The sequence below is a fragment of the Streptomyces sp. NPDC048643 genome (assembly GCF_040650615.1).
Lineage (GTDB): Bacteria > Actinomycetota > Actinomycetes > Streptomycetales > Streptomycetaceae > Streptomyces.
Genome location: NZ_JBEZHO010000001.1, coordinates 142660 through 168273 on the forward strand (window position 1 = coordinate 142660; position 25614 = coordinate 168273).

The following is a 25614-nucleotide window of genomic DNA, read 5'->3' on the forward strand; positions in this document are numbered from 1 at the left end:
GGTGTCCTCTCCGGGGGTTCAGCCGTGGAAGTGGTTGCGCTTGATGACGGCCTTGCGGATGTTGACCGTGCTGCCGCGCCCGCCGCTGATGGAGCGGATCGGGGTGCGCCAGGCGAGGACCGCGAGCGCGATCCACATGACGGTCCCGGTGCCGAGTCCGGCGGCGGCGTTGACGACCTCGCCCACGCCGTAACCGACGCCGGCCGCGAGGGCGCCACCCCCGAGCCCGGCGCCCATGAAGCGCTGGGCGACGGGGTCCAGCAGGGGCAGCGGGGTCAGGTCGCGCGGTTCGGGGCGGATCATCGGGGCGGGGGCGAGGTGCTTGGCCATGGGGACCAGGCGCCCGTAGGCGTCGGGCACCCACACCACCGGGCCCCGTTCGGCGGCCAGTTCCACGGCCGCGGGAGTGGGCGCGTACGGGGTCAGGGATGCCGGGTCGTATGCCAGGGCGGCCGGGAGGTCCGGCCGCAGGGCGGGCGTGTGTTCGTTCACGGCGGGTCTCCTTCAGTTGCCGAGGGCGGACAGGGCGTCGGCGGATGCCTGCACGAGGTTGTGGATGGGTCCGTAGGCGCCGGTCCCGGCGACGAAGAACCCGAACAGGAACAGGACCAGTGCGGAGCCGCCGCCGGCGGACCGGGTCTTGACGGCGAGGGCGGATGCGGCGCCGAACAGCAGCACGGCGGAGATGTTCAGGATCATCGGAAGCCCTCCGGGCTGTCGGGGTTGGTGAACCCGGCGCGCATGTCGGCGAGCACGCGGTGCAGGCCGGCGAGGCTCACCGGATCAGTGCGGAACCGGTCCTGAACGTCGGCGGCCAGGAAATCGCTCGTCTCGTCGTGGCAGACGATGACGGGCGGCCGGCGGTGCGCGGGGTTGTGGGTCATGGCTGCTCTCCCGGGGTCAGTCGGCGGTGCCGGCGCGGGCCACGCGCAGCCACAGGTTGTAGAGGTGGCGGCCGACGCGTATGCGTTTGCCGTGGCCCTTGCAGCGGCGGCAGGGCTTGCCGCGCTTGAGGCGGCCCTTGCGGTCGCTCTTCATGGCGAAGCCGAAGCCGCGGCACTTGCGGCAGTCGCCGTACGGGCTCGCCGCACACAGACTCCAGTAACCGAGAGTGATGGCAAGTAGGCAGGCTCCAGCAAGGAGGAGGAGGGTCATGGGGTGCCCTTCCAGGCGGGTTTCCGGGTGTTCTCGCAGGTCGGGTGCTAGGTGCGAGGTTGCTGATCAGAGCCGGTTTGGGGTGCTAGCGGGGCTGCTAGGTCTAGCGACGGTGAGTGCTAGACCTAGCAGCGGTGCGCGTCAGTCTCCGGACGGCTTTCCGTCACGCTGGGTGATGGCGATGGTGATGGCGAGGCGGGCGATGCCGCGGCGGGTGGTGCCCTTGCCCTTGTCGGTGGTGCCCCAGACGTCCTGCGCCGTGATGCCGTGCGGGCGCAGGTTCGTGGTCACCGTCTCGGCCTTCCACCCGCCGTAGATCTCCGGGCGCAGGGCGGCGAGGCGGGCGGCGATCTTCTCGTTCCACACCTTGTCCTCGTCGGCCGGAACGACGTTGAGGACGTCGGCGAGCAGGTCGAACGCGGGCTCGCCGCTCTCCGGCGTCTCGCCGATGGCGTGGCCGGTGATGTTGCCGTACGCCTCGCGCATCTTCCGGGCCCGCACGACGACCTGTTCGGCGCCGAGGGCGTCGATGAACGCGGAGGCGACGATGCGGGGGTCGTCGCCCTCGCCGGCCATCCAGCAGATGCCGCGGTCGGTGCGGGAGAACATCGTCGCCCGGTATCCGGCCTTGTACATCGAGGTGCCGAGCACCATGTCGTTGGCGGGCTGGCCCATCACCTTCAGGCAGAAACGCAGCACCGCGTTGGCGGAGATGCCGGTGGGCAGCGACTTCGCGTCCGGCCGCTGGGTACCGAACAGGGTCACCATGCCCAGCGCCGGACCACGCTTGCCCAGGTCGGTCGCGATCTCCTCGATCTCCGCCCCGTACTTCTCGTGCTCGAACGGCACCTGGCACTCGTCGAACCCGGCCACGATCGGGTGCAGACCGAGCGACTTGTCGTTCGCCAGCTCGGGGGTGACCTTCGATTCCGGGCAGCGTGAGCGCGGCAGGGACTTGATGACCTTCGCCCTGCGGCGCAGCTCCGCCCGCAGCTCGCGCAGCGATTCGAGGACGTAGAGGATGTCTTCGTCCTCGTCTCCGGCCCGGTAGCGGTGACAGACCGGTTCCAGGGCGCCGAAGTCGCCGGTGCCCTTGAAGTCGAACGCGTACAGCTCCGCCCGCGGGTCCAGCGCGGCGATGAGCAGGAACAGCCGCATCAGGAACGTCTTGCCCATCCGCGGGATGGACCCGACGACCACGCTCGCGAACATCAGAGTGACGGCGACGTCGCCCATGCGCTGGTCGTTGCCGAACACGACCGGCCGGAACAGGTCGACGCTGCCCGACTTCAGCAGCGGCCAGGCGGGCTTGGTGGTCTCGTTCATGGGCTTGTCGCCCACCCACAGGATCAGCCGGCCCTCGTGCTCGGTCGGGTCGGCCGACGGCCACACACAGCCGACCTTGCGGCGCAGCCCGGACGCGAGCGGCTTGCGGGCCTCCATGATGTCCCCCGGGGTCACACCCCAGGGGAGGTCGAGGTCGGCGCGGTAGCCGGGGCCATCCCGGGTGATCTCGGAGGTGAAGCGCATCCCGTTCATGTCGCCGCCCTTCTTGATGGCGGCCGACAGCTTCGCGTTGCCGATGTTGTCCAAAGCGCGCAGCACGATCGGACCGGTCAGCTTCTGAATCTCCGTCTTGAGCACCGCGGGCCCGATGACCGGGTGGTCCTGCGGAGAGCCCCAGAAACCGGCGACCAGCACCGCCGCCGAAGCGAGCACGCCTAACCAGGCGGGGGCCAGCACGTACAGAGTCAGGGCGAACGCGGCGCCGAAGACCAGGGCAACCGTGCTGACCAGGACCCGCAGCCGGACCCGTCCGTCGCGCTGCCGGGACAGCTTCAGGTACTCAGCGGTGTTCTCCCGCCGTACCTCGTACTCGCGCAGCGGCGCACCCTCCGCGTCCCACACCCACCGGTTGCTGTCCCGCACGAAACGGGCCGCACCACGCGGCGCGTGCAACGTGAGCTGAAGGGCGTACCAGGGGGTGCGGATGCCGTGGAAGGCCGTGGCGTAGAAGGCGTTGCCGGCCGCGCGCTCTGCGGTCGCAACAAAGCCGGGCTTCGAGGTGAGCCACGTCGGCAGGATCGGCCGACGCTTGTAGGTGGTGATGCCCGGCGCGGGAAGGTCGGGACGGTCGACCGGACGCGCGATCGAGTCGGCCGACTCCTCGTCGTCCGGGTCGGCCGACTCGGTGGGGCGGGAGTCGGGCAGCGGGTCGGCCGTCGGGGCGGCCGACCCGTCACGGACGGATCGGGCCTTGTCGAGGTCGACCACGTCCGCTCCAGGGGCGGCGGTCATCTCGGCTTCGAGCCGGTGGAACAGTTCGTTGTCGTCGGGCTGATTCACTGAAGGTTCCTTCCGGATACGGAGGGGTGAGCGGGGTCCGGCCGACGCTGTGGAAGGTGGGCGGACGGACCCCGCGAACAAACGGTGAGCAGGGGGTCAGAGCTGGATGCGGGTGGCCCGGAAGTGCGCCACGGCGCCGCGCAGGCCCTGCATGGTGAGCTGGTCGGTGGCCTCGAAGTAGGCGTCGGCCTTCTCGTAGCCGTCCGGGCCGGTGACGATCCCGGACACCGGGCGCCACAGACCGGCGACCAGGACCAGTGCGGACCAGTGGAACGCGACGGTGTGCGCGGGTGCCGGGGTCGGGTCGGGCATGGCGGAACTCCTCGCGGTCGATGGGGTGTTCAGGCGGCGCACGGTGCGGTGGCCGGGTAGGCGCAGGTCACGCACATGCCGAGCGTCGGCGGGATGACGTACCCGGCATCACGCCGGCAGGCAGGGCAGGTACGGCGAGCGCGCATCATCGCGGCGTGCGCCCGCCACCGACCCGGGGTCATCGGCCGGATCGGTTTGGCGAGGTCAACGCGGTAGAGATGGGCGACCAGCGGCGGACGACTCCGGCGCGGGCGTTCGAGCTGCGCGGCCACGCTCTGGCCACCGGGTCGCAGTCCGCGGGCCCGCAGTTGGCGGCGGGTCGCGTAGCCGTCCGGTGCGAGGTGCCACCCGAAGACGGGCAGCGCGCTCATGCCGCGCCGCGACGTCCGGCCCGGCGTCCGGCGACCGACCCGAGCAACCGCCCCAGCCGCACCGCCCGCAGAGGCCCGGAGCGTCCCGAGCGCTTCACCGCATACATCGCCTCATCCGCGCGGCGCAGCAGCGCGGACAGATCCTCGCCCGGATGGTCGACGGCCCGCACCCACCCCAACGACACCGTGGTGTGGACATCGGGGGCGGAGTCGAGCGGCCGGGCCAGGACGCGGGCGAGGGTATGCAGCCGGTCGGCGGCCATACCGTCGCGGTCGACGAGCACGGCCGCGAACTCATCCCCACCGAGCCGGCCCGTGACCCCGCCGGGGGCGGTGCCGTGAGCGAGGCGGGCGGCGACCTCGGCCAGCAGTGCGTCACCGGCCGCGTGACCATGCACGTCGTTGACCTGTTTGAAGTGGTCGACGTCCGCGAGGATCACGACCGCGCGCGGGTCGCGCAGCAGACGGCGGGCCCGGCGGGTGAACGCCTCCCGTGTCCACAACCCTGTGAGCGGGTCACGGCGGGCCGCGGTCAGCCGGCCGCGCAGCCACCGGGCATGGACCGCCCAGCCCAAGACGGGCGGCACGGCCGGTAACAGTGCGGCGAGAGCGTTCACGGCGTCACCGCCGGGGTGGCCGTGGCGCGTTCGGCGAGCACGGCGTCACGCAGGCGGCGGGCGTTCGCGGGCGAGGTACGCAGGGTCCGGCGGATGCCCTCGCCGGTGATCTGGCCGTCCGGCAGAGCAGCGGTCGCCTTGCGCGCCTCGGCCATCAATTGCTCGAAGGTGCGCCGGGTGCGGGTCGACTTCGCGGCATCCGGGACCCGTCCGGTCGCCCGGTGGCGCCGACTCGATACCGCGGGGAGCGTAGAGGTCGACGCGATCGGGATCGGCTTCACGGCCGGGACAACGGCGGGCACCGGCTTCGTGCCGGTGCCCGACTTGCCCAGGTCGACCGGTGCCGGATCGGGCACCACCATGCGGGTCAGTACGACCGTGGGCACGCTCGATACCGGCAGATCAGAGGTAGACCCTCCTCGACTGGTTCCAGTCGATTCCTCCGCATTTACGATCGGGGTGGAGTCGAGGGCGACGGGGGTGAACATCGCGGCCAGCGCGGCGTCCGCACCGGACGTGACGCGTTCACGCTGAACGTCCAGCAGCCTCGATCCGAGCGACGCGTCCCCGGTGCCGACCCGCCGGGCGAGACGCCATGACGCCCGGTCCGAGCGCTTCCGGGCTCCCTTGCTGGGGTGGTTGGCGGCGCGAGCCCGGTGGTAGGCGAGGGACTGCACGACGGCCGCCGACCGGCGTTCCGATTCGGCGTCGTGTCCGCTGGTGTGGACGACGATGCGGCGGGCGAGGAACGCCGCGCCCTCGGCGGAGACGCACATGCCCATCGGGGTCACGGCGTAGATGACGGCGTGCCCGGCATCGGTACCGGCGGTCGCGGCCATCACCGACGCTGCCGCGGGCAGCGCCCACAAGCCGAGACGGATCGTGTGAGGCGAGGACTGCCCCAGCATCGTCAGACCCAGCAGGACCAGGGCGAGCACGGCCGTGGCACCCTCGCCAGCGGCGACCGCACCAAGCGCGGTCCCGCTCCCGTAGGCGGTGCTGATATTGCTGAACGTCCCCGCGCCGCCAGCAACGCCGGTCGCGACCATCGGGACGAACGCGGCCGCGAGAACGACCTTCTGTGCCCGGCTCAGCGGACGGCGGGAGACGGCGGCGCTCATGCCGCACCGCCCGCCGGGACCGCGGCCGTGCGGTTGGTCAGCCTGGCCCGTTCGGCGAGCACGCGGGCCAGGGCCCGGCGGATCCGGCGGGCGTCGATGTCGTTCGGGGCGTGGTCCATGGCCGCGATCTGCGCGTCGACCAGGTCGACGTCCGCCAGGATCAGCGGCATCTCCCGCTCGATCGCGGTCAGTTCCGCGTCCGTCGGCTCCATGAAGTCGGCGAACGCCGTGACGGCGTCCAGAACAGTAATCTCGTTCATTGGGTCGTGGTTCCTCTCACAGGGTGAACGGCCCGAACAGCGGCCCCGGTGTTCCAGCACCGGGGCCGCGCGCCGTAGCGGGTGGTGGGTTGTTGTGAGGTCAGCGGCGGCGGAATGCCGCGCGGAAGATGCCGATCGCGTCGTCGGTGCGGTCGGTGACTCGGCCGGACTCCAGAGCATCCGCACGGGCCTCGTGCCGGTCCGCCGCAGCGTCTCGACCGCGCTCACGCTGGACAGCGGCAGCGCGAAGGTGCTCGGCAGCGGCCTTCTTCAGACGGTCCATGAACAGTCCTCTCGACTGATGGGTGAAGCACTCTCGCGACTCCCTGCACCGCAGCTCGTACGAGACGAAAGCCAGTGCGGGGAGCCGCGAGTAACTTCGGTGGATGAGTGATCTCTTTCGGGGACGCGGCTGCCGGTTCAAGGAACAGCTCGCTAGGGCCCCGTTGCAGGCAGAGACCTGACCTCTCGGTCTGCCATCCGGACTGCCAAGGGATCGCCCACAACAGGCGACTGTCCGGTGCCCTCCCCCCGTCCGATGCGGGGCTCCTGGTCGTGCGGTAATGCGATACCTGTTTTACAGGTATCGCATAGGGGTCCGTCAAGTACATCGACGGAACCTCTTGGCTTCGCGCCGGGGACTCCTTGGCGCACCATCAGAATCGCTGCAGGCCAGGGGAGTTGGTGACCCCGCGCGTAGACAGCTCAGGTAGATCTGGCTACCGTCAAGAGCTCCCTAGAAGTCCCATCGGGGGTGCAGATGTCCAATGAGCGTTTGCGGTCCGCTCTCCTGGCGCGAGGCATGAGCGTCCAGGGCTTGGCGGAAGCGATCGAGGTCAACCCGAAGACTGTCGAGCGCTGGATCACTCAGGGGAAAGCGCCGTACCGGCGCCATCAGTACGCGACAGCCTCAGTGCTCAAGGTCGACGTGACCACGTTGTGGGACGACAGCCGCACCGTCGACAGCGCCATGGATCTGAGCAAGGCTGAGATCGTCGCGGTCTACCCGCATAGGCACACGGTGCCCGCTGGACTCTGGCGTGAGATCTACGCGCGGGCGGACCAGCACCTTGACGTGCTCGTCTACTCCGGGTTGTTCCTGTCGGAAGATCCCGTGTTTCACGACCTCTTGAAGGCGAAGGTCGCTGGGCTACGCAGGTGCGAATCCTGCTTGGGGATCCCGGCTGTGAAGCGGTCCGGCAACGCGGCATAGACGAAGGGCACCGGATCATGGATGGCAAGATCCGCAATGCCTTACTGAATTATCGCCCGCTCTTCGAGAGCCACCCAGACATCGGCTTCCGCCTGCACGATTCGACGCTCTACAACTCCATCTACCGGTCCGATGACGAGATGCTCGTGAACCCGCACGTCTACGGCATCGGTGCCTATCTGGCCCCTGTTCTCCATCTGCGCCGCATGCCGGGCGGCGGACTGTTCGACACGTATGCGAATAGCATCGAACAGACTTGGGGCGGCGCTCGCCACATCACGGACCGCGACATCACGGGAGCTTAAAAATGGGACGCATCGACTACCTGCACGACCCCGACGCTCCGCCGGCCAATTCGGTCGTGCCGTCGGTGGTGGCGTTCGTCCAGAACGATGCGGGGGAAGTACTGGTGATCCAGCGGTCCGACAACGGCCGTTGGGCACTCCCCGGCGGCGGCCACGATGTGGGGGAGTCCATCAGTGACACCGTCGTGCGCGAGGTTTGGGAAGAGACGGGTATCAAGGCGGAAGTCGTCGACATGTCCGGGATCTACACCGACCCGGGGCACGTGATGCGGTACGACGACGGAGAGGTTCGCCAGCAGTTCAGCATCTGCTTCCGAGCGCGGCCGGTTGGTGGCGAGGTGCGTACGAGCAACGAGACGACACAGGTCCGCTGGGTTGCCCCCGCGGACCTGTCGACTCTGGACGTGCACCCCACCATGCGGCTCCGGATCGAGCACGCGATGGACCGTACGCGGACGGCTCCCTACATCGGCTGACGCTTGGCGGCAGCGACCCGTTCGAGGACGCGGGCCGTGCTCGCGAGGATCTCGGGTTCGGCGCGGCGGATGAACGTACCGATCAGGCTGTCCGGTCCGTAGCGTCCGGTGATTTCGTTGATCCGGTCCACAGGATTCGTGGGCGTGCCGTCCGGCGTGGTGCTCATGTCGCAGTAGCAGAGAGCGTCATTGAGGTGCGCGCTCTCGCGGGGGAACTCGCCCTCCAGCGCCTCGCGCATCCCGCGCGCATCCGCCTCCATCCAGGCACAGGAGTGATGAGCCACCAGGTTGATAACCCGCTCGTCGGCGTCGGCCACGTCCCGGAGGTAGCGCGCGCCGTCCAGCGGGTGAAAGCCCGTCTTGGCCAGGTCCGGTGCGTAGCCGATGTCGTGCAGGACCGCCGCGGCCTCCAACAGGTCCGCGTCTTGGTCAAGAACGAGCGCGATCGTGCGGGCTCTCTCGGCGACCCCGAGACAGTGCTTCCAGCGCCGCGGCAGCAGCTCGGCGAGCAAGGACTCAGCCAGGGGATAGGCCCACTCAGTCAACTTCGGCAAGCTAGAAACGCTCCTCTCGTATCGGCAGGTTGCGGACCGTCCGCACCTTGCCTTGTCCTCCCCCTGCCAGCACGCCGGCGGTCTCCAACTTCTCCAGTGCCTTGGCCACAGTGGGACGTGAGACCCCGAACCGTTCGGCAAGTGCGGAAGCACTCGGGAACGCTTCCCCTACTTCGAGCCCGTCAGCCGCGATGACGTCCGCGACCCGCTGATCGAGCGGGCGCCGATCGACTCGCGCACCCGAGCGCACGACGCGCCACCGCTCGCCGGGCGCAGGTTCGGCTACGCCTTCCTGCCGGAGCACGCCGAAGGCGCGAAGTGCTACTCCCCGCGAGACGTTGTGGTCGCGCATGACCTCAGCTAGGGACGGAAGCTCCGTCATGTCTGGGTCGGCCATGATCCGGGCCTTCACTGCGTCCGCGACCTTAAGGAAGGTCCCCCGAGGGCTGGCTTGCTGCGCCACGTACTGTCCCTCCCAATCTCAGCTTGTCGCCTAACCCAAGCTTCCCATGCTCGCTCGGGGCAATGAAGACGGCCAGCAACGAAGGTTACCCTTACTTGCTTGATGCTCTCCGCGTGCGCTAAATCTCCAGGACGCAGCGTGATCTCAGCGTAGAATCTGGATCGAATGATCGAATCCCTGGCTACCGTTCGCGTCGCCGTGCCCGAATTGGCTTGATGTCAAGGAATCCATGATTCACGGAATGGGACATCGTGTCGGGAGGGCGCCGTGAGTGAAGGTGATTCCGTAGTGAGCGACTCGGGTATTTCTGATGAGCCGCAGGCCACCGTTGACCCTCCTGGTCCAGAAGTTCCCGTGTATCGGCATGATTCGTCTACGGTTCCTGCCCTGGCTGAACTTGCGGATGCGGCATGCGAAGGGGCGGAGGACCTGTTGAGTGCGAGTCTGCGTATTCGGCGACTCGCGCAGGAAGCTGATGATTCGTTCGATGTGGCCGCCCTGCGGGTATTGGCTATGACCTTTACATATCATCTTGCGATGCGCCCATTCATGTCTGCTCAGCCAGGCGTATTCTTGGTTCCACTTGAGGGGCCGTCGCTTTTCCCGGTGGCGCTGCATGATGCCGATAGTGACGTACGAGAACTTTGGCTATCTCTCTATTCATCGGTCGCGCATCCTGTAGCAAAGGCTCGTTGCGCAGATATCGTCTTCACTCTTCGCCTGGTAAATGGCCGTGAGGCTGCGAAAGAAGCGGTCCGAGCATACCTTCATGCAATCGGAGGCAGTCTTTCCGTCACCGAGCTGGGCGCTGGCCTGTTGCGCGCATGGGAGCTTACACGTTCAGTGAATCTCTCCTCAATGATGCAGCAGGTTAAGACGGCGATGCTGGATATGGCGGAGGGCCTACTGGACGATGGGGAAGATGGATACACTTTCGTCCACTTGCTCGATGCCCTGAGTGCGCCGCAGCGCAAAAAGAATGCAGAGCCGATAGACCCTAGGGTTGACGATCTGCTCGACAGGGCACTTCTCTCCTATTCGGGCACGCTTGTCATTAGTCAAATAGCTCCGCTTGTCCGGCGTAGAGCTGCTGCCAGTGGCGATGATATTCGCGTTCGTCGTGCCAGTGAGGTAGAGGTAAGAGCGCATCTGAGTGATGCCGATAGGGCCGTTGATGGTCTGGTTATTAAGACCCACCTGAATGACGCGGCATCGCTCGCTCGACGACTCAATGTCCCGGAACTCGAAAGTCTGGCAGTCTCTCGTTTGCAGTCTGCTCCTCCTGTCGAGTGGAAGACCATAACGACTGATTTCAATATCCCGAATGCTTATATTCGCAACTACCTGCGACCATACGGGCGGGTCGACACGTGGCGTAAAGCCCTGGGCGTCTGGTTCAATAGCGATTCGCCCAGCGGTAGCTTGGCTACCAATGAGGCTGTGGCACGCAGTGTGCTGAATCGTTCCGTGTTCGCTAGGCTCGGAACGACAGTTGTGTTCGGGCCAGGCGATCTCCCAAAGCGCGTTATCGCGGAAGGCGACGCATCGTTCCAGTATGAGCTAGTCGGTGCAGAAACCCGGGGGATCAACCTTCACGGGATGCTTCTTGCTGACGCTCTGGATATCATCAAGGATCGATTTGGTATTCCTGTTTTCGGGGATCTTGAAGAGTCCATTTCGACGTCGGGGACCCATCCTGTGTCGGCTAGGGCTCTCGCGAAAGGATTGATGCTGTATTGGGTTGGCGAATTTGATGCTTGTGTGCATCTCGTCGTCCCTAAAGTTGAAGCATCGGTTCGGGCGCTCCTGTTGGAACTGAATGAACCTGTGTACAAAACGCAGGTCGGTGATGGAGCGGGGCAATTTCCGGGTCTCGGTGCGCTCCTCCCGTACCTGATGGACAATGGGTTTGACCCTGACTGGGAGCGCTTCCTAAGGACATTTCTCCTCGGAGACGGTATGGGTGTCCGCAACCTTGTTGCTCACGGATTTATGGACACTGTGAGCCGTGAGAACGCCGCTCTGGCCCTCCGGGCGTACTCGCTGCTGGTCCTCATCACCTCCTGCGAGTCCACCGAGAGGGACGCGGGGCTCGTCAAGGCCAGCTTGGCTAACCCGCTCGGAGTGCCGCCACGTGCGTGGTGGCGACGCATCGGGCGTGCTGTGCGAGCGGCCCGGAACGAGCTCCTTAGGTAGGCGTGCTGGGCTTCGAGCGGTCTCAATCATGGTCTCAACGGCCGCTTATTCCACGGTCGTCCGGGCACTTCCGCGTAGGTCTCACAGGGCATGCGAACAGGAAGGAAGCCGGATTCGTTGATGCTCACGGACGCCCCCGAACCAAGATCGGACAACGCGTAATGCTTAGGTCTTGGTCTCGGTTGTGCAAGGTTGCGGCCCTCAACTGACCTCCACCGCGGGCAACGAGCTTGCCGGAAGGTGTGACCTGCTCCGTTAGAGCGCCGCGAGGCGTTGTCAGTGCTCGGGGCTACGCTGCCGCGCGTGGACGATCTCTTGAGCAAGGTCCTTGAGCTTCAGCCGTCTTGGACGGCGACGAACACGGAGCAGATGCAGGAACGAGGCGTCGTCATCCGGCAGCAACTGCCCGATCTGTTGCGGGCGGACGGGGCTCGTCTGTCGGACGCCCTCGGTGTCTCACTCGATGAACTCGGGGTCGAAGGTCGCGACGGTACGGGGCTGAAGTCGGAGGTCCCGTGGGTCCGCGTGTTCGGGCGCGAGCAGTCGCCGAGTTCGACGATCGGGTGGTACGTGGTCTACCTGTTCAGTGCTTCTGGCCAGCGGGTCTACCTGTCGTTGAACCAAGGGACGACGATCTGGACGGGAGGCGTGTTCAAGCCGCGCAGACTCGAAGACCTCCAGGCGCGCGCGGTTGGGCACGGCCGCTCCTGGCAGAAGCCACGGCCGCGAGGCCAGACCTGCACGAGACGATCGAACTGGACGGCAGGACCCCTCTGGGCCGCGGCTACGGACCCGGGAATGTCTTGGCCATCGCGTATGACCGGGAACGGCTGCCCGCGCAGGGGACCCTGCTGGACGACCTGCATTTCATGACGGGGCTGCTCGGCACGCTGTACCAGGGGGAACGGCTGGCTCCATACGTCCCCGGGGATCCGACCCCGGAGGTACTGGAGGCGGAGCAGCATGCGGCGAAGACCGCCGGCCGGCGCACCCCCGGCGGCGTGCGACCGCGTAGGGCGGGGCAGGGTTTTCTGCTAACTGCCGCAGAGCGGCGTGCCATTGAGCGGCACAGCGTCCGCATGGCCACCGAGCACTTCGAGGCGCAGGGATGGACGGTCAAGGACGTCGGCGACAAGGAGTCCTTCGACCTCCTGCTCACCAGGGACGGGCAAGAGCTGCACGTCGAGGTCAAGGGAACTACCTCCGCGGGCCTGGAGGTCATCCTCACGCGCGCCGAGGTCGAGAAGCAGCGGAAGTACCACCCGGACAACGCTCTGGTCGTCGTGCACTCGATCGAGCTGGACCGTATGGGGGAGGAGCCGGTGACGTCCGGGGGTGTCCTCCACTGCACCTCGCCATGGGTCGTGGAAGACGAAGATCTCACGGTGATCTCGTACGCCTACCGAACGCAGGTTGGCGCGCAGCACCTCAGCAAGCAGACGCCGTTTCCCCCAGGTGTCCCCCAGCAACGGCAGGCCAAGATGTCTCCCGATCGTGCGGCAGACCCGGACGCTGCAGCAGCTGGTTGATGTTCACGTCGCTCAAGGGGGTCCTGGTCAGCTTGGCGAGATCCGCCGCGAGCTGATCTCCGAGTGCCTTCGTGATGCTGAGGGTGAAGCATCAGGGGAATGCCGACTCCTCCGGACCCCTGTTGTCGCCGTAATGGCCCCCGTCGCTCTCTTCGTGGTTCTGCCGCTGTGGAACGTAGGACAGCACCCGAGTTTCTGCGGCGCATGGGTCATAATTAGCACTGCTCCGCGGTATGGTTCTGGCTGCACTGAACTGCTAGGAGTGGAAAATGCAACGGACGTCGGTAGAGCTCTTCGCGGGCGGGGGCGGGCTGGTCCAAGCCAGCACGAACACCGGCTTCCGACACCTGCTGCTGAACGAGTTCGCGAAGAGGGCGTGCGAGACCCTTGAGGGCAATCGCTTCGACGCGTTTCCTGCGGACGTCGATTCCGATGTGCTGGCGAAGTGGCTGGACCAGATCGATAAGCAACGCGCGGAGGGCTTCGAAGCTGCGGGCGCCGTTGAGCGGCCCCACTACCCTCCCCTGGTCACCGGCGACGTCCGAGAGTTGGACATGCGCTTCCTCAGGGATCGCAATGTTGACCTTCTGGCCGGCGGGCCACCATGCCAGCCGTTCAGCCTTGGTGGAGTCGCGAAGGGCGACGAGGACGAGCGGAACATGTTCCCGGAGATGTTCCGGGCGGTTCGTGAGATCCGTCCCAAGGCCGTCATCTGTGAGAACGTCCGAGGACTCCTTCGCCCGTCCTTCAATCCCTACTTCGAGTACATCAAGCGCGAGCTTTCCCTGCCGTTCGTGAAGCGCCGTAAGGGTGCCACGTGGCAGCAGCACGACCACGCGTTGCGGGAGCGGCTCGACGCGAAGGACACCGATCCGGCGGAGACCTACGAGGTCACGCAACACGCCGTGAACGCCGCCAACTACGGGGTGCCACAGATCCGCAACCGCGTGATCCTCCTGGCGTTCCGCGCCGACCTGGGCGTGGACCCGAAGTTGGTCGAGCGCGCTGTCGCGCGCACCCACTCCCACGCGGCCCTCGCGCGGACGATCCTCGAAGGCTCCTACTGGAAGCGCCACGAGCAGGCGGGCGCCAAGATTCCGAAGCGCGTCATCGATCTGGTGACCTCGCGCTACGCGAATGAGCAGCTGTCGTTCGAAAGCGGGGATGAGGAGCTTCAGCCTTGGCTCACCCTTCGAGACGCGGTAATGGGGCTCCCCGAGATCAACACCAACGTGTTGGACAAGACGACGGAACAGGGCGGATTCCCCGACCACATCGGGTGGCCCGGAGCCAGGATCTACGACGGGCACACGCCCAACGAACTTGACCGGCCGGCCAAGACCGTCAAGGCCGGGGTGCACGGTGTGCCCGGTGGCGAGTCGGTCATGCAGCTCGACAACCTGGTGCGCGACGAGAAGACCGGCCTGCTGCGCCCCGAGCACCGGTACATGACCGTGCGCGAGGCCGCCAGGGTCATGACCTTCGGCGATGGATGGAACATGGCGGGCCCGCGGGGTGAACGCATGCGGCAGCTGGGCAACGCGGTTCCCGTGAAGCTGGGCGAGGTGTTCACCAGCGCCGTCGCGAAAGCCCTCGACGACGCGGAACGACGCTCGTGAATGACGCCGCCGAGTCCCGGCAAGTGGGCTGGAAGGACAAGCCGCCGCCCGAGAGGGCATGGCGGGGACGGCAGGGGCGGACCAGGAAGGCGATCGTCGCCGAGCAGGATCGTGCCGCAGGTGGTCGCGAGGGCCGCTATGTCAAGCGGAAAGACGGCGACTACGCGCTGGCCTCGATCACGCTGAAGTTGTTGCCCAGGACTCGTCGTATCAGGGCCTATCTCCGCTGGTCGGAGAACGGGCGTTCGCCCGCCCTGTATGTCGGAGAAGTGGAGCACCCGACGCGTGCGGCGAATCTTGAACAGGCTTGGCAGATCGCCAAGGACCGGGGGATGGTCGGAGAGCGTCCTCTTCCGGAGGGGTCGTGGGCGTCGTCCCTTGCCACGCGGTCATCGATGCGCGGGAACCGAGGCCGCGACACGGCACCGGAACTCCGAATCCGCTCACTGCTGCATCGCGAAGGTCTGCGCTACCGCGTATCGGCACGTCCGCTTCCCGGAGTACGGCGAACCGCCGACCTCGTCTTCACCCGTGCTCGTGTCGCCGTCTTCGTAGACGGGTGCTTCTGGCATGGGTGCCCCGATCACTGCCGCCCAGCACGCACGAACAGTGACTTCTGGCGCACCAAGATCGATGGAAATCGAGCCAGGGACTCCCAGACCGACCAGTTCTTGGCGGAGGCGGGATGGCGCGCCATCAGAATCTGGGAGCACGAAGATCCCGTACAAGCGGCGGGCCGGGTCGCCGCCGCCGTTCGCGACTTTGCGGCACGGGATGATCACAACGTTCCGTAATCGAGAAATCGTTGATGGCGTCGGAGGTCCGGCGCAGAATGGTGGGCCCGTCGCCCTCGCTGAACGCGAGCAGGTCGTCCCCACCGTTGACGCTGGCCTCGGCCAACAACCCCAACGGTGGTTCGACGCATCCATCGAGCTTTAGGGGCACCCTCGGCGGGTTCACAGATCACGGAAGGAGTCCCCCAGCGACCGCCGACGTCTACCACCAGCACAGTGGATCGTCGGGGACGTTGCGATTGCGACGGTTGGCGACCGGTTCTCGCCACCGCCGTAAACCACTCAACTGGATGGAACGGCAGGGAACTTGCCGCCGATTGTCAGTGGTGCCCTCTACTCTCTTCATCACGCGTATGGCTCTCCCCGAGCCGCGCGCCGAAGCACTGCCCGCGGTAGGGCTTGCTTCGCCGCGCCCACGCGAGACGAGGACAGGGGGTCCGTCCACCTATGAAGATCACTCCTTCCGCGCGTGTGCTGCGCATGCTCGGTGAGATTGAGTTCGACGAGTGGCAGTGCATCGCCGAGCTGATCGACAACGCCTTCGACGACTTCACGGAGATCCATCGGTCCGGGACCCCCTGGGCGGGCGGGTATCGCGTGAGCGTCGAGCTCCCCGACTCCGCGCAGGGTCAGCTCGTGATCACCGACACCGGTCGCGGCATGACGTACGACCGGTTGGAGCGGGCCGTACGGGCCGGCTGGTCGGGCAACGACATGCACGACAAGCTCGGCCTCTTCGGCATGGGGTTCAACGTCTCGACGGCGCGGCTGGGCAAGCGTACGCGCGTCCTGACCACCCGCCAGGGCGACACCGAGTGGATCGGTGTGGAGATCGACCTCGACCGCATCGGAGACGACTTCGAAGCCGAGGACATCACTGAGCCGAAGGCCGATCCCAACGAGCACGGCACGCGTATCGTCATCAGCCGCCTGCATCCCGTGCGCGCCCGGTGGCTGCAGAAGAACGGCGCGGCCCTGCGCAACATCCTGGGACAGGTCTACTCCTGGATGTTCCTGAACCGTCCGTTCGAGCTGTGGGTTGGCGGCTTCCAGGTGAAGCCTGTCCAGCACTGCCGTTGGGGAGACGACCGCTCGGTCCTCTACAACAACAAGGAGCGCATCCCCGCCTACATCGAGATCGACCAGAAGCTGGAGAACGGTCTCGCCTGTGGTGACTGCGGACAGTGGCAGCCCACTGATCGCGACGCCTGCGAAGACTGTGGGAGCGATCGACTCACCGTTCGTGAGCGCCGGGTGCACGGGTGGCTCGGCATCCAGCGTTACATGCACAAGCACGATTACGGAATCGACTTCCTGCGCAACGGCCGCAAGATCCTCCGCTGGGACAAGCAGCTGTTCACCTGGCGCAACCCTGACGGAGCGGTGGGCAACGAGGAGCCTGAGTATCCGGTGGACCTCGCCCACCAGGGCGGCCGCATCATCGGGGAGATCCACCTCGACCACGTCCCGGTCACGTACCAGAAGGACGCCTTCGAGTACGGCGACCGCAGCTGGCGCTCGGCGGTCGAGATCGTGAGGGGGGTCGCGCCGCTGCTGCCCCAGCGCGCGGCAAACCTTGAGTACGAGGAGAACACCAGCCCGCTCGCGCTCCTCTTCAAAGGCTACCGTCGTAACGACGCCGGTCTGCGGTACCTGGTCCCGGGAGACGGCCGCAAGCCGATCCACGACGACACCCGTCGATGGGGGCATGAATTCCACCGGGGCAACCCCGACTACCAGACCGATGAGCGCTGGTGGCAGGCGGTCGAGGACCACGAGGCGACCAAGAGCAGGGGCAAGAACGCGAAGGCGGCCGCCGTCACCCCGGGAAAGCCCGACGAGGCGGCCGTTATGGAAGCGCTCGGGTTCGATGGCGCGGAAATCGGCAGTCCGAGTTATCCCGAGGCCGGTCGGGACGAGGCGAAGCCCAGTGCCCAGGCGCAGCCCTCGAAGGACAGCGGCGCTACCGCCACGCCGGCCCCGGAGGAGCGTAGGGAGACGCGTCAGGAACGGGTCACGCGCTACACGGAGAACTCGACCACCTACCCGGCTCTGAGCCGCCCCTTCGGCCACCCGCGCGTTGGCTTCGTCGAGGTCGAGGCGCGTCGGCTCACGGTGGGAGGCCTGACCGACGAGAACCTCCACCCCACTCCCGTCCTGCTGGACCAGCGCGGCGGCAACGCCCTCGTGGCGTTCCTCGACCTCGATCATCCGATCTTCCAGAGGTTCGGAGCGGACCCGGCGGATCTGCTGCTCGCGGAGATCGCCGTGCTGCTCAGGGTGCAGACAAGTTCGGAGTGGAGCCACTCGGAGCTCATCGCGGCGATCCGGGCGGAGTCGCTGCCCGCCAGCGCTCTGGACGCCGAGATGATCGGCGCCGAGGCTAAGGAACTGCTGGCTGAGGTCCGTCGCCGCATGGCGTCCGAGCTGGACCGAACCGGCGAACCGGCGAAGGCGTTTCAGTTCCTCTCGCCCGATGAACTCACCCACACCGAGCACACCATGATCGCCAACGGCAAGGTCACCCGCACGACCGACCTCGGTGCGAGCGGTGAGTTCCTGCTGTACGTGCCCGCCCTTTTCCTGGTCCGTCTCGTCGAGTCGCTGCCGTCACTGTTCATGGACAACCGCGTCTTCCAGGGTGTCTACGAGAGGGTCGCCTCCGCGTCCGCGCGGCGGCTCAGCCTCGCGCGTACGGTCGGCTACCTCTCCGATGTCGCAACGCAGGCGACCTACGCCGGGGCTAGCCTTCCGGACCAGCTGCTGCGGACGAGGCTGAGCATTCGCCTGCTGGCCGACGACCTCGCGGAGGAGAAGTGAGCGCCGTCTTCCTCTCGGCGGACGAGTTGCTGAGGGGAGGACCCGCAGGTCTCACGCATGCCGTCGAACGGGCCCTTTGGTACCTCGGCTTCAACGACGTGCGTGTTATCGACGGCGCCGGCGACCAGGGCGCGGATCTCTTGGCGGTACGCGGTCGGGAGCAGTGGGTCTTCCAATGCAAGTGGAAGGCCGGAGGGAAAGTTGACCGGAGCGGAGTCGACGACCTTGAGCGCGCGCGTACGCGCTACCGCGCGGACAAGGCCATCCTGGTCACCAACACCGACATCAACGCGGCGGCTGAGGCCCGCCGCGTGGCACTCAACGGAGTCGGCGTGCCGATCACTGTCTGGCACGGCGCGACCTTGCGGTCGATCGGGGACCGCATGCCCGAGACCGTTCCCGCGAAGTACGCTCTGCGCCCGTACCAGGCCGAGGCGGCGGACGCCGTGATCCGGGACCTCGACGCGAACCGCACCGCGCTGCTCGTCCTCGCGACGGGTCTCGGCAAGACCGTGGTGGGCGGGGAGATCATCAGCCGTCACCTCAAGACCAATCCGGACGCCAGGATTCTCGTCGTCGCGCACATGAAGGACCTCGTCGCGCAGCTCGAGAAGGCGATGTGGCGGCACATCCCCAAGTACGTCCCCACGCGCCTGCTCACGGGAGAAAGTCGGCCCGAAAGCCTCGACGGAGTCGTGGTCGGAACGGTCGAATCCGTCCTCAGTGCTGTACGCGTGGGCTACCGACCTGACCTCATCATGATCGACGAGACGCATCACGTGGCCGAGACCGGCAGGTTTGCGGAATTGCTCGAACTGTGCGGGAATGCCGAGCAGTTCGGTGTGACGGCGACACCCTGGCGTGGTGACAAGTTCGACATCACCTCTCGCTTCGGATACCCGAGCTTCAAGATGGGCATCGCGGAGGGCATGGCAGCTGGCTTCCTCTCCGCCGTCGACTACCGGCTGTACGTCGACAACGTCGATTGGAACGCCGTCCGGGACGCCAGCGTGCATGGGCAGTCGATCAAGGACCTCAACAAGTCCCTGTTCCTGCCGCAGCGCGACGAGGAGATCATCGAGCACTTTCGTGAGGCGTGGCGGACTACGACGGAACCGAGGGCCATCGTCTTCTGTCAGACCATCGAGCACGCCGAGCACATGGCCCGACTGTTCGCCTCGTCCGACGCGGCGTGGGCCAAGGCGTCGTTTCTGCACAGCGCACTCCCGCGGCAGCGACGCCAGATCCTGCTGAACGAGTTCAGGCTCGGCCGGGTGCCGGTGATCACGTGTGTCGACGTTTTCAACGAGGGTGTCGACGTCCCGGACGTGAACCTCATCGCGTTCCTGCGGGTCACGCACAGTCGGCGGATCTTCGTCCAGCAACTCGGGCGCGGACTCCGACTCAGCCCCGGCAAGGAGGCCTTGAGGGTCCTCGACTTCGTGACCGACATCCGCAGGGTGGCGGCGACATTGGAGCTCCGGCGATCGCTGGAGGCCCAGGAGAGCGAGCACCTGCGCGTCCGAATGCCGCATGCCTCTCGTATCCAATTCAGCGACGAGACCGTCGGGTCGCTGATGGACCACTGGATCCAGGACGCGGCGGACCTTGAGACCAAGGCGGACGAGGTTCGCCTTCAGTTCCCTCTGACGACTGGAATCGAATGACCAAGTACGCGATCCCTTCGGACCTGGAAGAAGAAGTCGTGCGTCTCCTCTACAAGCGGGCCGCCGACCTCAACTGGACCTATCTCACGGACACCGACCGCACCCGTCACTATCAGGCGTGGACCTCCGACCCCGAGGTGGGAGGACGGCTCCTCCCGTTCATCGGGAAGCCGGAGAACGTCCGGCCGTGGCTCAAGGACAGGCCCATGAAGGAGTACATCCGGGCGACCTACGGGGTGGGCAAGTGGGCTCCGCTCGTGGTCAAGCCGGCCACTCCGGTCAGCACTCTCGTCGACAAGGCCCTCGGTCACGGCTGGAACGTCGACCTTGAGACGCTCGACATCAAGCCGCTCTGCGTGACGATTCGCCACGAGGACGACGAGGAGATGGAGCAGCGCTTCGCCTGGGCGCCCATGCGCGACTTCAAGCATCTCGCGTGGGCGGCCATCGCGGCGCAGGCCGGCGGCGACGCCCTGCCGTGGGTCATCTGCACAGTGGACTCGTTCGTTCGGAAGATCACCCCGGAGCAAAAGGCGACCAACGACCGGATCGCGAAGCGGCTTGGTCTGATCAGTGCGCACGTCACCGATGGCTGAACGGGGCTCCGCCATGATGAGGGATGACGACTGGCTTCAAGCCGCTTTCGATGCGCTTCCTGCCCGCTCACGTCGCATGATCGAGGATCGCGCCGACGGGAAGACCCTCGGAAGTATCGGGCAGGAGCATGAGGTGAGCCGCGAACGGGTCCGCCAGTTGCTCCTGAAGGCGCAGAAGCATCTCTGCGCCTTCGCCGACGCCTTCGTGGGTGACTGGCGTGATCGGCTCACCACCCTCACCGAGCGCTCGGCCGTACCCCAGTCCGAGGTGGCGGCCGTGTTGAGCGTACGTGACCAGGTGGGCCTGGGGCCCCTTGTCGAAGCTGTCGGGGCCGAGCATCCATTGACGTGGGCTGGTCCTCTGCGCGGCTGGTGGACCCGCAGCCCCGACGCCCTGGAAATGCTGCTTCGGCGAGGAGTGGAGGAGGCGCCGCTGCGTGGGGAGGACGTAGCGGTGACCTTCGCGGCTGCCGGAGTACCGGACGAGGTTCCCCTGCTGGATCTGCTCGGACATCCGAAAAGCCCTCTAGTACCTGGCTTCGAGGGAACTTGGCTACGCCGTCGCGCCCGCGGAAGGGACGCGGCGTACCTCTTCCTCCTGGCGAATGGCGAACCCTGCCGCGCGGAGGAGTTGCTGGCACCGACCGGGATCAGGCGAAAGCCCGCCGTCGCTGAGGCGCTCAGGCGGGACGAGAGGTTCGTGCAACTCCGTCTGGAGGGAAAGTGGGCACTGGCCGAATGGCCTCACCTGAACGTCACTCCGTACCCGAACGCCATGGAGGCCCTCGTCGCTGTGCTGACCGAACTGGGGCCGCTACCCAAGGACGCTCTCTTCGTGAAGGTCGGCGAGCGCTACCCGGTGACCCCCTGGCGCCTGCATCAATGCCTGCTGGATGACAGGGTGGGCATCACGGAAGACGGTTTGATCGAGCTGGTCGCGCGAGGCGCTACCCCGATCGAGGAAACCGAGCCGGCGCGGCCGGCGAGTATGGCCGTCGATCCCGCGGGAAACGTCTTTGGCGTCCGGCTCACGGTGGACAAGGACATCATTAGGGGTAGCGGCGTCGTCGTCAGCAGCTGGCTCACATGGCGGCTCGGAATGCGACAGGCCCCTATGGTCAGGACCTTCTCCATCGCCGGTCACCCCACACCGATCGTCCTCAAGCGGGCGACGAGCGCGGCCCAGATCTCCAGCCTGCGGGTGCTGGTGAAGGAGAACGGAATGGTGGGCGGCTGCGAATTCGTCCTCTTCCTCCGCACGGACGACTCGACGGCGCGCATAGAGCATGCTTGTGCCCGACACACCTGCCCTGCGGTGAGCGAGCCTTCCCTACTCCTGCATCGCGCGGAGTGAGCGAGCGCAGGAGCTTGGAGAAATCCTGGAGATGATCTTGCGTCAAGGCCCCCGAAGCGCCCACGGAGACCAACACTCCCCAAAGCCCTGACCTGCAATTTCGGCCTGGCCTGCACGTACGCGATCTTCCAGGGCCTAATTCGGGACGAAGAGGTCGTGGGTTCAAATCCCGCCACCCCGACAGCTGAAACACCAGTTCAGGGCCGGTTTCCCTTCACGGGGAACCGGCCCTGACTCGTTTCTCAGGACCTCTGGGGAGTGAACGGGGAGTGGATCAAGGAATTCCACTCCCCTGCGCTTTACTCCTGGCGCGCTCTCAGCAGGGCGTCGAAGCGCGCACTGGTGGCCGCGGGTGCATGGCGGACCGCCTGAACGAACATGCCAGGGCGCCCGGAACCGCTGAGTCCCGGGCGCCCCGTGGTTCCAAGGCCGTCAGGAGAGGGACTTGTAGCCGGACCAGCCCGTGGCGATCTGCGTACGGGATCCGAACGATCCCTTGCCGTCGCCGTTGTTTCGGTAGACGTTGCCGGCGCTGTCGCGGGAGACGAGGTCGACCTTGCCGTCGCCGGTTATGTCGCCGACGCCGACGACCGCGTTGTACGAGCCGCCCCAGGCGCTGAACACCTTCACACGGGTCTTGAACGTGCCGGTGCCTGTGCCGTTGTAGCGGTACAGGTCGTTGGAGCTCGTCTGGGCGAGGAGGTCGCCGATCCCGTCGCCATTCAGGTCTCCGACACCGACGACCTTCTTGTAGCCGGACCAGTCCGCCGAGAGCTTGACTCGCGCGGACAGGGTGCCGGAGCTCGTCCCCTTGTAGAGGTAGACGGCTCCCGTGGAGGAACTGCGGGCGATCAGGTCGGGACGGCCGTCGCCGGACATGTCCCCGGGCGAGGTGAGGACGTTGTACTGGTCCCAGCCCGTGCCAAGCGAGGTGTACGACGTCGTCGGGGTGACGGCCTTGCCACAGCCCGGCTTGTAGAGGCGGAGCGAGCCGCTGCTCAGACGCACGAGAACGTCGTTGCAGCGGTCACCGCTGAGGTCTCCGATGGGCACAGTCTTGACGGAGGTGGCCCAACCGGTGCCGCTGACCTTCCCGGAGAACGTTCCAGTTGTGCGCTTGCCCAGCTGATACGTCAGAGCGCCCGAGGAATTGAGGGTGAGTAGATCACCGGTGCCGTCGGGGGCGGCTGAGGTGCCACCGAAGTCATGGGCCACGGCAGCGCCGCCGGAGACAGCGACCGTGCCGGAGGCCAGCTTCGCCGCAGTGGTCGCGCCCACCTGGGTTGCGCGCAGTGTCCAGGTCAGCGATCCATTGGGGGCGTAGCCTCCGCTGCTGGTGCGGCCATTCCAGCTCGGCGCTGCCTTCAGCCCGGCGGCGGTGCCCGTGAGGGTCCGCACAGTCCTGCCCGCCGTGTCGGTCAGGGTCAGCGACCACGACGATGTGGGTCTGCTGAGCTGCCAGACCGGAGCCCAGGCATTGCTGGAGGCGGTGGTGCCCCTGAGGTCGGCGGTCGCTGGGGCGTTGGATCCGCTGACGGCGAGCGCGGGCCAGGCGGTCCGGGACTCGTAGAGCCGGTCGACGCTGCTGCTGGTGGCGCCGGACCAGACGGCGGTTGCGCCGCCGTCTCCGCCAACGGAGACCTGGCCGCGGACGTAGGCGTTGGCGGAGCCCGGGAGTTGGGTGGCGCTGGTCCATGCACCTTCGCTGCGGGCGGACTCCATCAAGACGCGCCCGCCGCCACCCATCTGGGTCCACAGGGCGTGGACGGTGCCATCGCCGCCGATGGCGACGTCGTATTGCTCGGGTACGTAACCGGTCGACAGGGTCCGTACGGCCGACCAGGTTCCGTTGGTGGCGCGGGTGGTGGTGCGAGTGCCGAAGGTGGTGGTGTAGTCGACCCAGACGAGGGTCACTTCGCCGTTCGGAGCGATCAGCGGCTCAGGCGTGTCGACCAGGTCATCCGTGTTGGCCACCGCTTGGGCGGCCGACCAAGTGCCGCCCGAGACGGCGCGGGTGGCGGTATAGATGGTCTCCGGCTCCGACTCGTCGGTGTGCCCCTCCCAGGCAAGGGTCAGCGAGCCGTCGTCCGCAGCCGCCAGTTCGGGCTGGGAAACCGACTGATACGTGCCGGCCACCGCGGACGGAGCCGTCCACGCGTTTGCCCCTGCCGCCCTGGTAACCGCGCGCAACGAGGCAGTCTCGCCAGCACGCTGCTCGTAGACGACGACGGTTGTGCCGTCAGCGGCGACAGCCACGCTCGGCTCCGCGGCCATGTCGGCCCCGTCCGCCACGGCGGTACTGATCTGCTTGGGCTCGGACCAGGTGCTGTCCGAGCCTCGGGTTGCGGTGCTGACCTCCAGCTTGCTGGTGGCTGTCGCCCTGGTCCCCCAGACCGCGGTGAGTGAGCCGTCGGACGCCTCAGCGAGGTCAATGCCGCCATCGGTCCAGGCCGCGTCGGTGCCCACGAGCTCGACGGGGGCGGACCAGGCGGACCGGTCAGCCGGCAGCACGGAGCTGACGAGCCGGACATTCAACTCACCTGCCCCGGGCGAGGTCTCGTTGGGAAACTCCACCCACAGGGCGGTGACCGTGCCGTCCGCGGAGGCGTGCAGTTTGACGCTTCCGCCTTCGGTCGGAGTCGTCGCCAGCAGTGCCGGGGTTCCCCAGGTGTCGCTGCCCGCCGGGCGCACGGCGGCGTACAGCTTCCGCTCGTTGCTGTTGCGGCCGGCGAACTGATTCCAGACGGCCACGGCCGAGCCGTCGGCCGCGGTGACGAGGTCCTTTACCGAGGCGCTGACCTGGGTGCCGGTGATCGGAGTCGCAGTACCCCAGGGGGCGAGCGTCGCGGCGCTGCTCGGTGCTGCCGTGATCAGCGGATAGGCGGTGACTCCGCCGATGGCGAGCGCCGCGACGGCGACTGCCGTGACCAGGCGGCCGCGTCTGAAGGCATGAGAGCCCACGTATTTTCCCCTCCCGACGAAGGAACATGCGCCCCTCGTACAAGTGCGCGGATGTTATCAGCGGCTGCCGACATCGCCGCAGGCCAGGGCGGATTTCGATGCTCGGTTTGCGCATCAGGGGCGTTGCGGCGGTCACTCACCGCGGCAAGAGAGCGGAAGGCGGCGCTCAACAAAAGGAATTTCCGCTCTCCAGGCTTCACCCCTGGCGCGCTCTCGGACTCTCAGCAAGGCATCGAGTGAGCGCACCGGTGACCGCGGGTGCGGGGATGCAGCCCTACTATGGGCACCTCCACCTCACCCCTTCAGATGTGGGAAGTAAGGCCGGTGACGGGGTCATAAGAGATCAGCGTCGGCATCTCCGGGTCGTACCGGACTATCTCACCGGTCAGCAGAGCCCGTCGTTCACTGGCAGTCGCGATCTCGACCAGGAATCGCAGCACGGCGGCCACCCCCGCCCCGTTGAGGACGTCCTCGGGCCAGACCGAGAACTCGATCTCCTCCTCGAAACAAGGCAGGGCGAAGAACCACACGGCGCCGAAACGGGCCCGGAAAGAGAAAGCCGATGCCTCGCCCTCGGGGTCATCTACCCAGAGGCGGAAGAGGTCGGTGAAAGCGGGATGAGCGGGATCGAGCTGGGGGTAGGGGTGCTCGACCTCGGTCTCATCAGCCACAGCACGTAGGCGATCGAGGACAGCGATCCACTCGCCGCGGGTCGTGTCGAGGACCCGAATGTCCCTCAGGCTGCCGTCGGGATGGAAGACATCCCACATCCACGACTCGGGCAGGCACCGCGCGCGGGTACCGTGCTCACCGGCGCAGACATCCTCGTGTGGCAACTCGGCCCGACCTCTCGCGTCCGTCTCTCTCATGGAACCAAGGTGAGAG

The 25614-nt window shown here is 66.8% G+C and carries 25 protein-coding genes and 1 pseudogene; 11 read left to right on the plus strand and 15 right to left on the minus strand.

Annotated features, from left to right (window positions below):
* Positions 1–18 precede the first annotated feature (18 nt).
* The 11 genes from AB0C62_RS00560 to AB0C62_RS00610 all read right to left on the minus strand — a co-directional run bounded on the left by AB0C62_RS00560 (position 19) and on the right by AB0C62_RS00610 (position 6465).
* Positions 19–492, minus strand: a complete 474-nt coding sequence (locus AB0C62_RS00560; RefSeq protein ID WP_362968886.1) for a hypothetical protein — start codon at positions 490–492, stop codon at positions 19–21.
* A gap of 12 nt (positions 493–504) precedes the next feature.
* Positions 505–699, minus strand: a complete 195-nt coding sequence (locus tag AB0C62_RS00565) for a hypothetical protein (RefSeq protein ID WP_362968887.1) — start codon at positions 697–699, stop codon at positions 505–507.
* The gene (locus AB0C62_RS00570) at positions 696–884 is read right to left on the minus strand and encodes a hypothetical protein (protein WP_362968888.1); all 189 of its coding nucleotides are present in this window, start codon (positions 882–884) and stop codon (positions 696–698) included. The genes AB0C62_RS00565 and AB0C62_RS00570 overlap by 4 nt, the downstream gene beginning before the upstream one ends.
* Positions 885–900: 16 nt before the next feature.
* A complete protein-coding gene (locus AB0C62_RS00575) occupies positions 901–1155 on the minus strand; it encodes a hypothetical protein (protein WP_362968889.1) in 255 nt (84 codons plus the stop codon).
* Between the two features lie 141 nt (positions 1156–1296).
* The gene (locus tag AB0C62_RS00580; protein WP_362968891.1) at positions 1297–3501 is read right to left on the minus strand and encodes a cell division protein FtsK; all 2205 of its coding nucleotides are present in this window, start codon (positions 3499–3501) and stop codon (positions 1297–1299) included.
* A 96-nt stretch (positions 3502–3597) separates the two neighbouring features.
* Positions 3598–3813 (minus strand): hypothetical protein, encoded by a 216-nt coding sequence (locus AB0C62_RS00585; protein WP_362968893.1) that lies wholly within the window; start codon positions 3811–3813, stop codon positions 3598–3600.
* A 29-nt stretch (positions 3814–3842) separates the two neighbouring features.
* On the minus strand, positions 3843–4184 hold the full coding sequence (locus AB0C62_RS00590; RefSeq protein WP_362968894.1) for an RRQRL motif-containing zinc-binding protein: 342 nt from the start codon (positions 4182–4184) through the stop codon (positions 3843–3845).
* Complete coding sequence (locus AB0C62_RS00595) at positions 4181–4771, minus strand: GGDEF domain-containing protein (RefSeq protein WP_362968895.1); 591 nt, start codon at positions 4769–4771, stop codon at positions 4181–4183. Before AB0C62_RS00595 ends, AB0C62_RS00590 begins: the two co-directional genes overlap by 4 nt.
* A gap of 26 nt (positions 4772–4797) precedes the next feature.
* Positions 4798–5922, minus strand: coding sequence for a conjugal transfer protein (locus tag AB0C62_RS00600; protein WP_362968896.1), 1125 nt, complete (start codon positions 5920–5922; stop codon positions 4798–4800).
* Positions 5919–6182 (minus strand): DUF6284 family protein, encoded by a 264-nt coding sequence (locus AB0C62_RS00605; protein WP_362968897.1) that lies wholly within the window; start codon positions 6180–6182, stop codon positions 5919–5921. The genes AB0C62_RS00600 and AB0C62_RS00605 overlap by 4 nt, the downstream gene beginning before the upstream one ends.
* Before the next feature lie 100 nt (positions 6183–6282).
* Positions 6283–6465 carry a hypothetical protein gene (locus AB0C62_RS00610; RefSeq protein ID WP_362968898.1) on the minus strand — a complete coding sequence of 61 codons (183 nt, stop codon included), beginning with the start codon at positions 6463–6465 and terminating at the stop codon, positions 6283–6285.
* Positions 6466–6942: 477 nt separating this feature from the next.
* Between AB0C62_RS00610 and AB0C62_RS00615 the strand changes: the two are divergent.
* A pseudogene (locus tag AB0C62_RS00615) lies at positions 6943–7700 on the plus strand (helix-turn-helix transcriptional regulator).
* A gap of 2 nt (positions 7701–7702) precedes the next feature.
* The gene (locus AB0C62_RS00620; protein ID WP_362968899.1) at positions 7703–8176 is read left to right on the plus strand and encodes an NUDIX domain-containing protein; all 474 of its coding nucleotides are present in this window, start codon (positions 7703–7705) and stop codon (positions 8174–8176) included.
* Here AB0C62_RS00620 and AB0C62_RS00625 read toward each other — a convergent pair.
* Together AB0C62_RS00625 and AB0C62_RS00630 are read right to left on the minus strand one after the other, a co-directional pair.
* Entirely contained in the window at positions 8164–8730 is a 567-nt protein-coding gene (locus tag AB0C62_RS00625; RefSeq protein WP_362968900.1) for an HD domain-containing protein, read from the minus strand. The two genes, AB0C62_RS00620 and AB0C62_RS00625, sit on opposite strands and share 13 nt — an antisense overlap.
* Before the next feature lies 1 nt (position 8731).
* The gene (locus AB0C62_RS00630) at positions 8732–9193 is read right to left on the minus strand and encodes a GntR family transcriptional regulator (RefSeq protein ID WP_362968901.1); all 462 of its coding nucleotides are present in this window, start codon (positions 9191–9193) and stop codon (positions 8732–8734) included.
* Positions 9194–9460: 267 nt separating this feature from the next.
* On the opposite strand from AB0C62_RS00630, the gene AB0C62_RS00635 reads away from it, so the two are divergent.
* From AB0C62_RS00635 to AB0C62_RS00675, 9 genes are all read left to right on the plus strand, one after another.
* Positions 9461–11389, plus strand: a complete 1929-nt coding sequence (locus AB0C62_RS00635) for a hypothetical protein (RefSeq protein WP_362968902.1) — start codon at positions 9461–9463, stop codon at positions 11387–11389.
* Positions 11390–11758: 369 nt separating this feature from the next.
* Entirely contained in the window at positions 11759–12262 is a 504-nt protein-coding gene (locus AB0C62_RS00640) for a DUF3578 domain-containing protein (protein ID WP_362969108.1), read from the plus strand.
* Positions 12193–12918: a DUF3883 domain-containing protein gene (locus AB0C62_RS00645; RefSeq protein ID WP_362968904.1), complete on the plus strand. Its 726-nt coding sequence runs from the start codon at positions 12193–12195 to the stop codon at positions 12916–12918. The genes AB0C62_RS00640 and AB0C62_RS00645 overlap by 70 nt, the downstream gene beginning before the upstream one ends.
* A 269-nt stretch (positions 12919–13187) precedes the next feature.
* Positions 13188–14537 carry a DNA cytosine methyltransferase gene (locus tag AB0C62_RS00650; protein ID WP_362968905.1) on the plus strand — a complete coding sequence of 450 codons (1350 nt, stop codon included), beginning with the start codon at positions 13188–13190 and terminating at the stop codon, positions 14535–14537.
* The gene (locus AB0C62_RS00655; protein WP_362968906.1) at positions 14534–15331 is read left to right on the plus strand and encodes a very short patch repair endonuclease; all 798 of its coding nucleotides are present in this window, start codon (positions 14534–14536) and stop codon (positions 15329–15331) included. The genes AB0C62_RS00650 and AB0C62_RS00655 overlap by 4 nt, the downstream gene beginning before the upstream one ends.
* A gap of 447 nt (positions 15332–15778) precedes the next feature.
* Entirely contained in the window at positions 15779–18151 is a 2373-nt protein-coding gene (locus tag AB0C62_RS00660; RefSeq protein ID WP_362968907.1) for an ATP-binding protein, read from the plus strand.
* Positions 18148–19818 carry a DEAD/DEAH box helicase family protein gene (locus tag AB0C62_RS00665; protein ID WP_362968908.1) on the plus strand — a complete coding sequence of 557 codons (1671 nt, stop codon included), beginning with the start codon at positions 18148–18150 and terminating at the stop codon, positions 19816–19818. Before AB0C62_RS00660 ends, AB0C62_RS00665 begins: the two co-directional genes overlap by 4 nt.
* Positions 19815–20414: a hypothetical protein gene (locus AB0C62_RS00670; RefSeq protein ID WP_362968909.1), complete on the plus strand. Its 600-nt coding sequence runs from the start codon at positions 19815–19817 to the stop codon at positions 20412–20414. The genes AB0C62_RS00665 and AB0C62_RS00670 overlap by 4 nt, the downstream gene beginning before the upstream one ends.
* A gap of 13 nt (positions 20415–20427) precedes the next feature.
* Positions 20428–21768: a sigma factor-like helix-turn-helix DNA-binding protein gene (locus AB0C62_RS00675; RefSeq protein ID WP_362968910.1), complete on the plus strand. Its 1341-nt coding sequence runs from the start codon at positions 20428–20430 to the stop codon at positions 21766–21768.
* Positions 21769–22200: 432 nt separating this feature from the next.
* On the opposite strand, the gene AB0C62_RS00680 is transcribed toward AB0C62_RS00675, so the two are convergent.
* On the minus strand, positions 22201–24729 hold the full coding sequence (locus AB0C62_RS00680; RefSeq protein ID WP_362968912.1) for a VCBS repeat-containing protein: 2529 nt from the start codon (positions 24727–24729) through the stop codon (positions 22201–22203).
* A gap of 302 nt (positions 24730–25031) precedes the next feature.
* On the minus strand, positions 25032–25598 hold the full coding sequence (locus AB0C62_RS00685) for a hypothetical protein (protein ID WP_362968914.1): 567 nt from the start codon (positions 25596–25598) through the stop codon (positions 25032–25034).
* Positions 25599–25614: the final 16 nt, after the last annotated feature.

What these genes read in the sequence shown, in the direction of transcription:
- AB0C62_RS00585 (WP_362968893.1), bottom strand. Translation starts at nt 3,813, where the DNA reads ATGCCCGACCCGACCCCGGCACCCGCGCACACCGTCGCGTTCCACTGG.
- AB0C62_RS00675 (WP_362968910.1), top strand. Translation starts at nt 20,428, where the DNA reads ATGATGAGGGATGACGACTGGCTTCAAGCCGCTTTCGATGCGCTTCCT.
- AB0C62_RS00610 (WP_362968898.1), bottom strand. Translation starts at nt 6,465, where the DNA reads ATGGACCGTCTGAAGAAGGCCGCTGCCGAGCACCTTCGCGCTGCCGCT.
- AB0C62_RS00600 (WP_362968896.1), bottom strand. Translation starts at nt 5,922, where the DNA reads ATGAGCGCCGCCGTCTCCCGCCGTCCGCTGAGCCGGGCACAGAAGGTC.
- AB0C62_RS00640 (WP_362969108.1), top strand. Translation starts at nt 11,759, where the DNA reads ATGCAGGAACGAGGCGTCGTCATCCGGCAGCAACTGCCCGATCTGTTG.
- AB0C62_RS00570 (WP_362968888.1), bottom strand. Translation starts at nt 884, where the DNA reads ATGACCCACAACCCCGCGCACCGCCGGCCGCCCGTCATCGTCTGCCAC.
- AB0C62_RS00620 (WP_362968899.1), top strand. Translation starts at nt 7,703, where the DNA reads ATGGGACGCATCGACTACCTGCACGACCCCGACGCTCCGCCGGCCAAT.
- AB0C62_RS00575 (WP_362968889.1), bottom strand. Translation starts at nt 1,155, where the DNA reads ATGACCCTCCTCCTCCTTGCTGGAGCCTGCCTACTTGCCATCACTCTC.
- AB0C62_RS00605 (WP_362968897.1), bottom strand. Translation starts at nt 6,182, where the DNA reads ATGAACGAGATTACTGTTCTGGACGCCGTCACGGCGTTCGCCGACTTC.
- AB0C62_RS00650 (WP_362968905.1), top strand. Translation starts at nt 13,188, where the DNA reads ATGCAACGGACGTCGGTAGAGCTCTTCGCGGGCGGGGGCGGGCTGGTC.
- AB0C62_RS00590 (WP_362968894.1), bottom strand. Translation starts at nt 4,184, where the DNA reads ATGAGCGCGCTGCCCGTCTTCGGGTGGCACCTCGCACCGGACGGCTAC.
- AB0C62_RS00685 (WP_362968914.1), bottom strand. Translation starts at nt 25,598, where the DNA reads ATGAGAGAGACGGACGCGAGAGGTCGGGCCGAGTTGCCACACGAGGAT.
- AB0C62_RS00660 (WP_362968907.1), top strand. Translation starts at nt 15,779, where the DNA reads ATGAAGATCACTCCTTCCGCGCGTGTGCTGCGCATGCTCGGTGAGATT.
- AB0C62_RS00670 (WP_362968909.1), top strand. Translation starts at nt 19,815, where the DNA reads ATGACCAAGTACGCGATCCCTTCGGACCTGGAAGAAGAAGTCGTGCGT.
- AB0C62_RS00565 (WP_362968887.1), bottom strand. Translation starts at nt 699, where the DNA reads ATGATCCTGAACATCTCCGCCGTGCTGCTGTTCGGCGCCGCATCCGCC.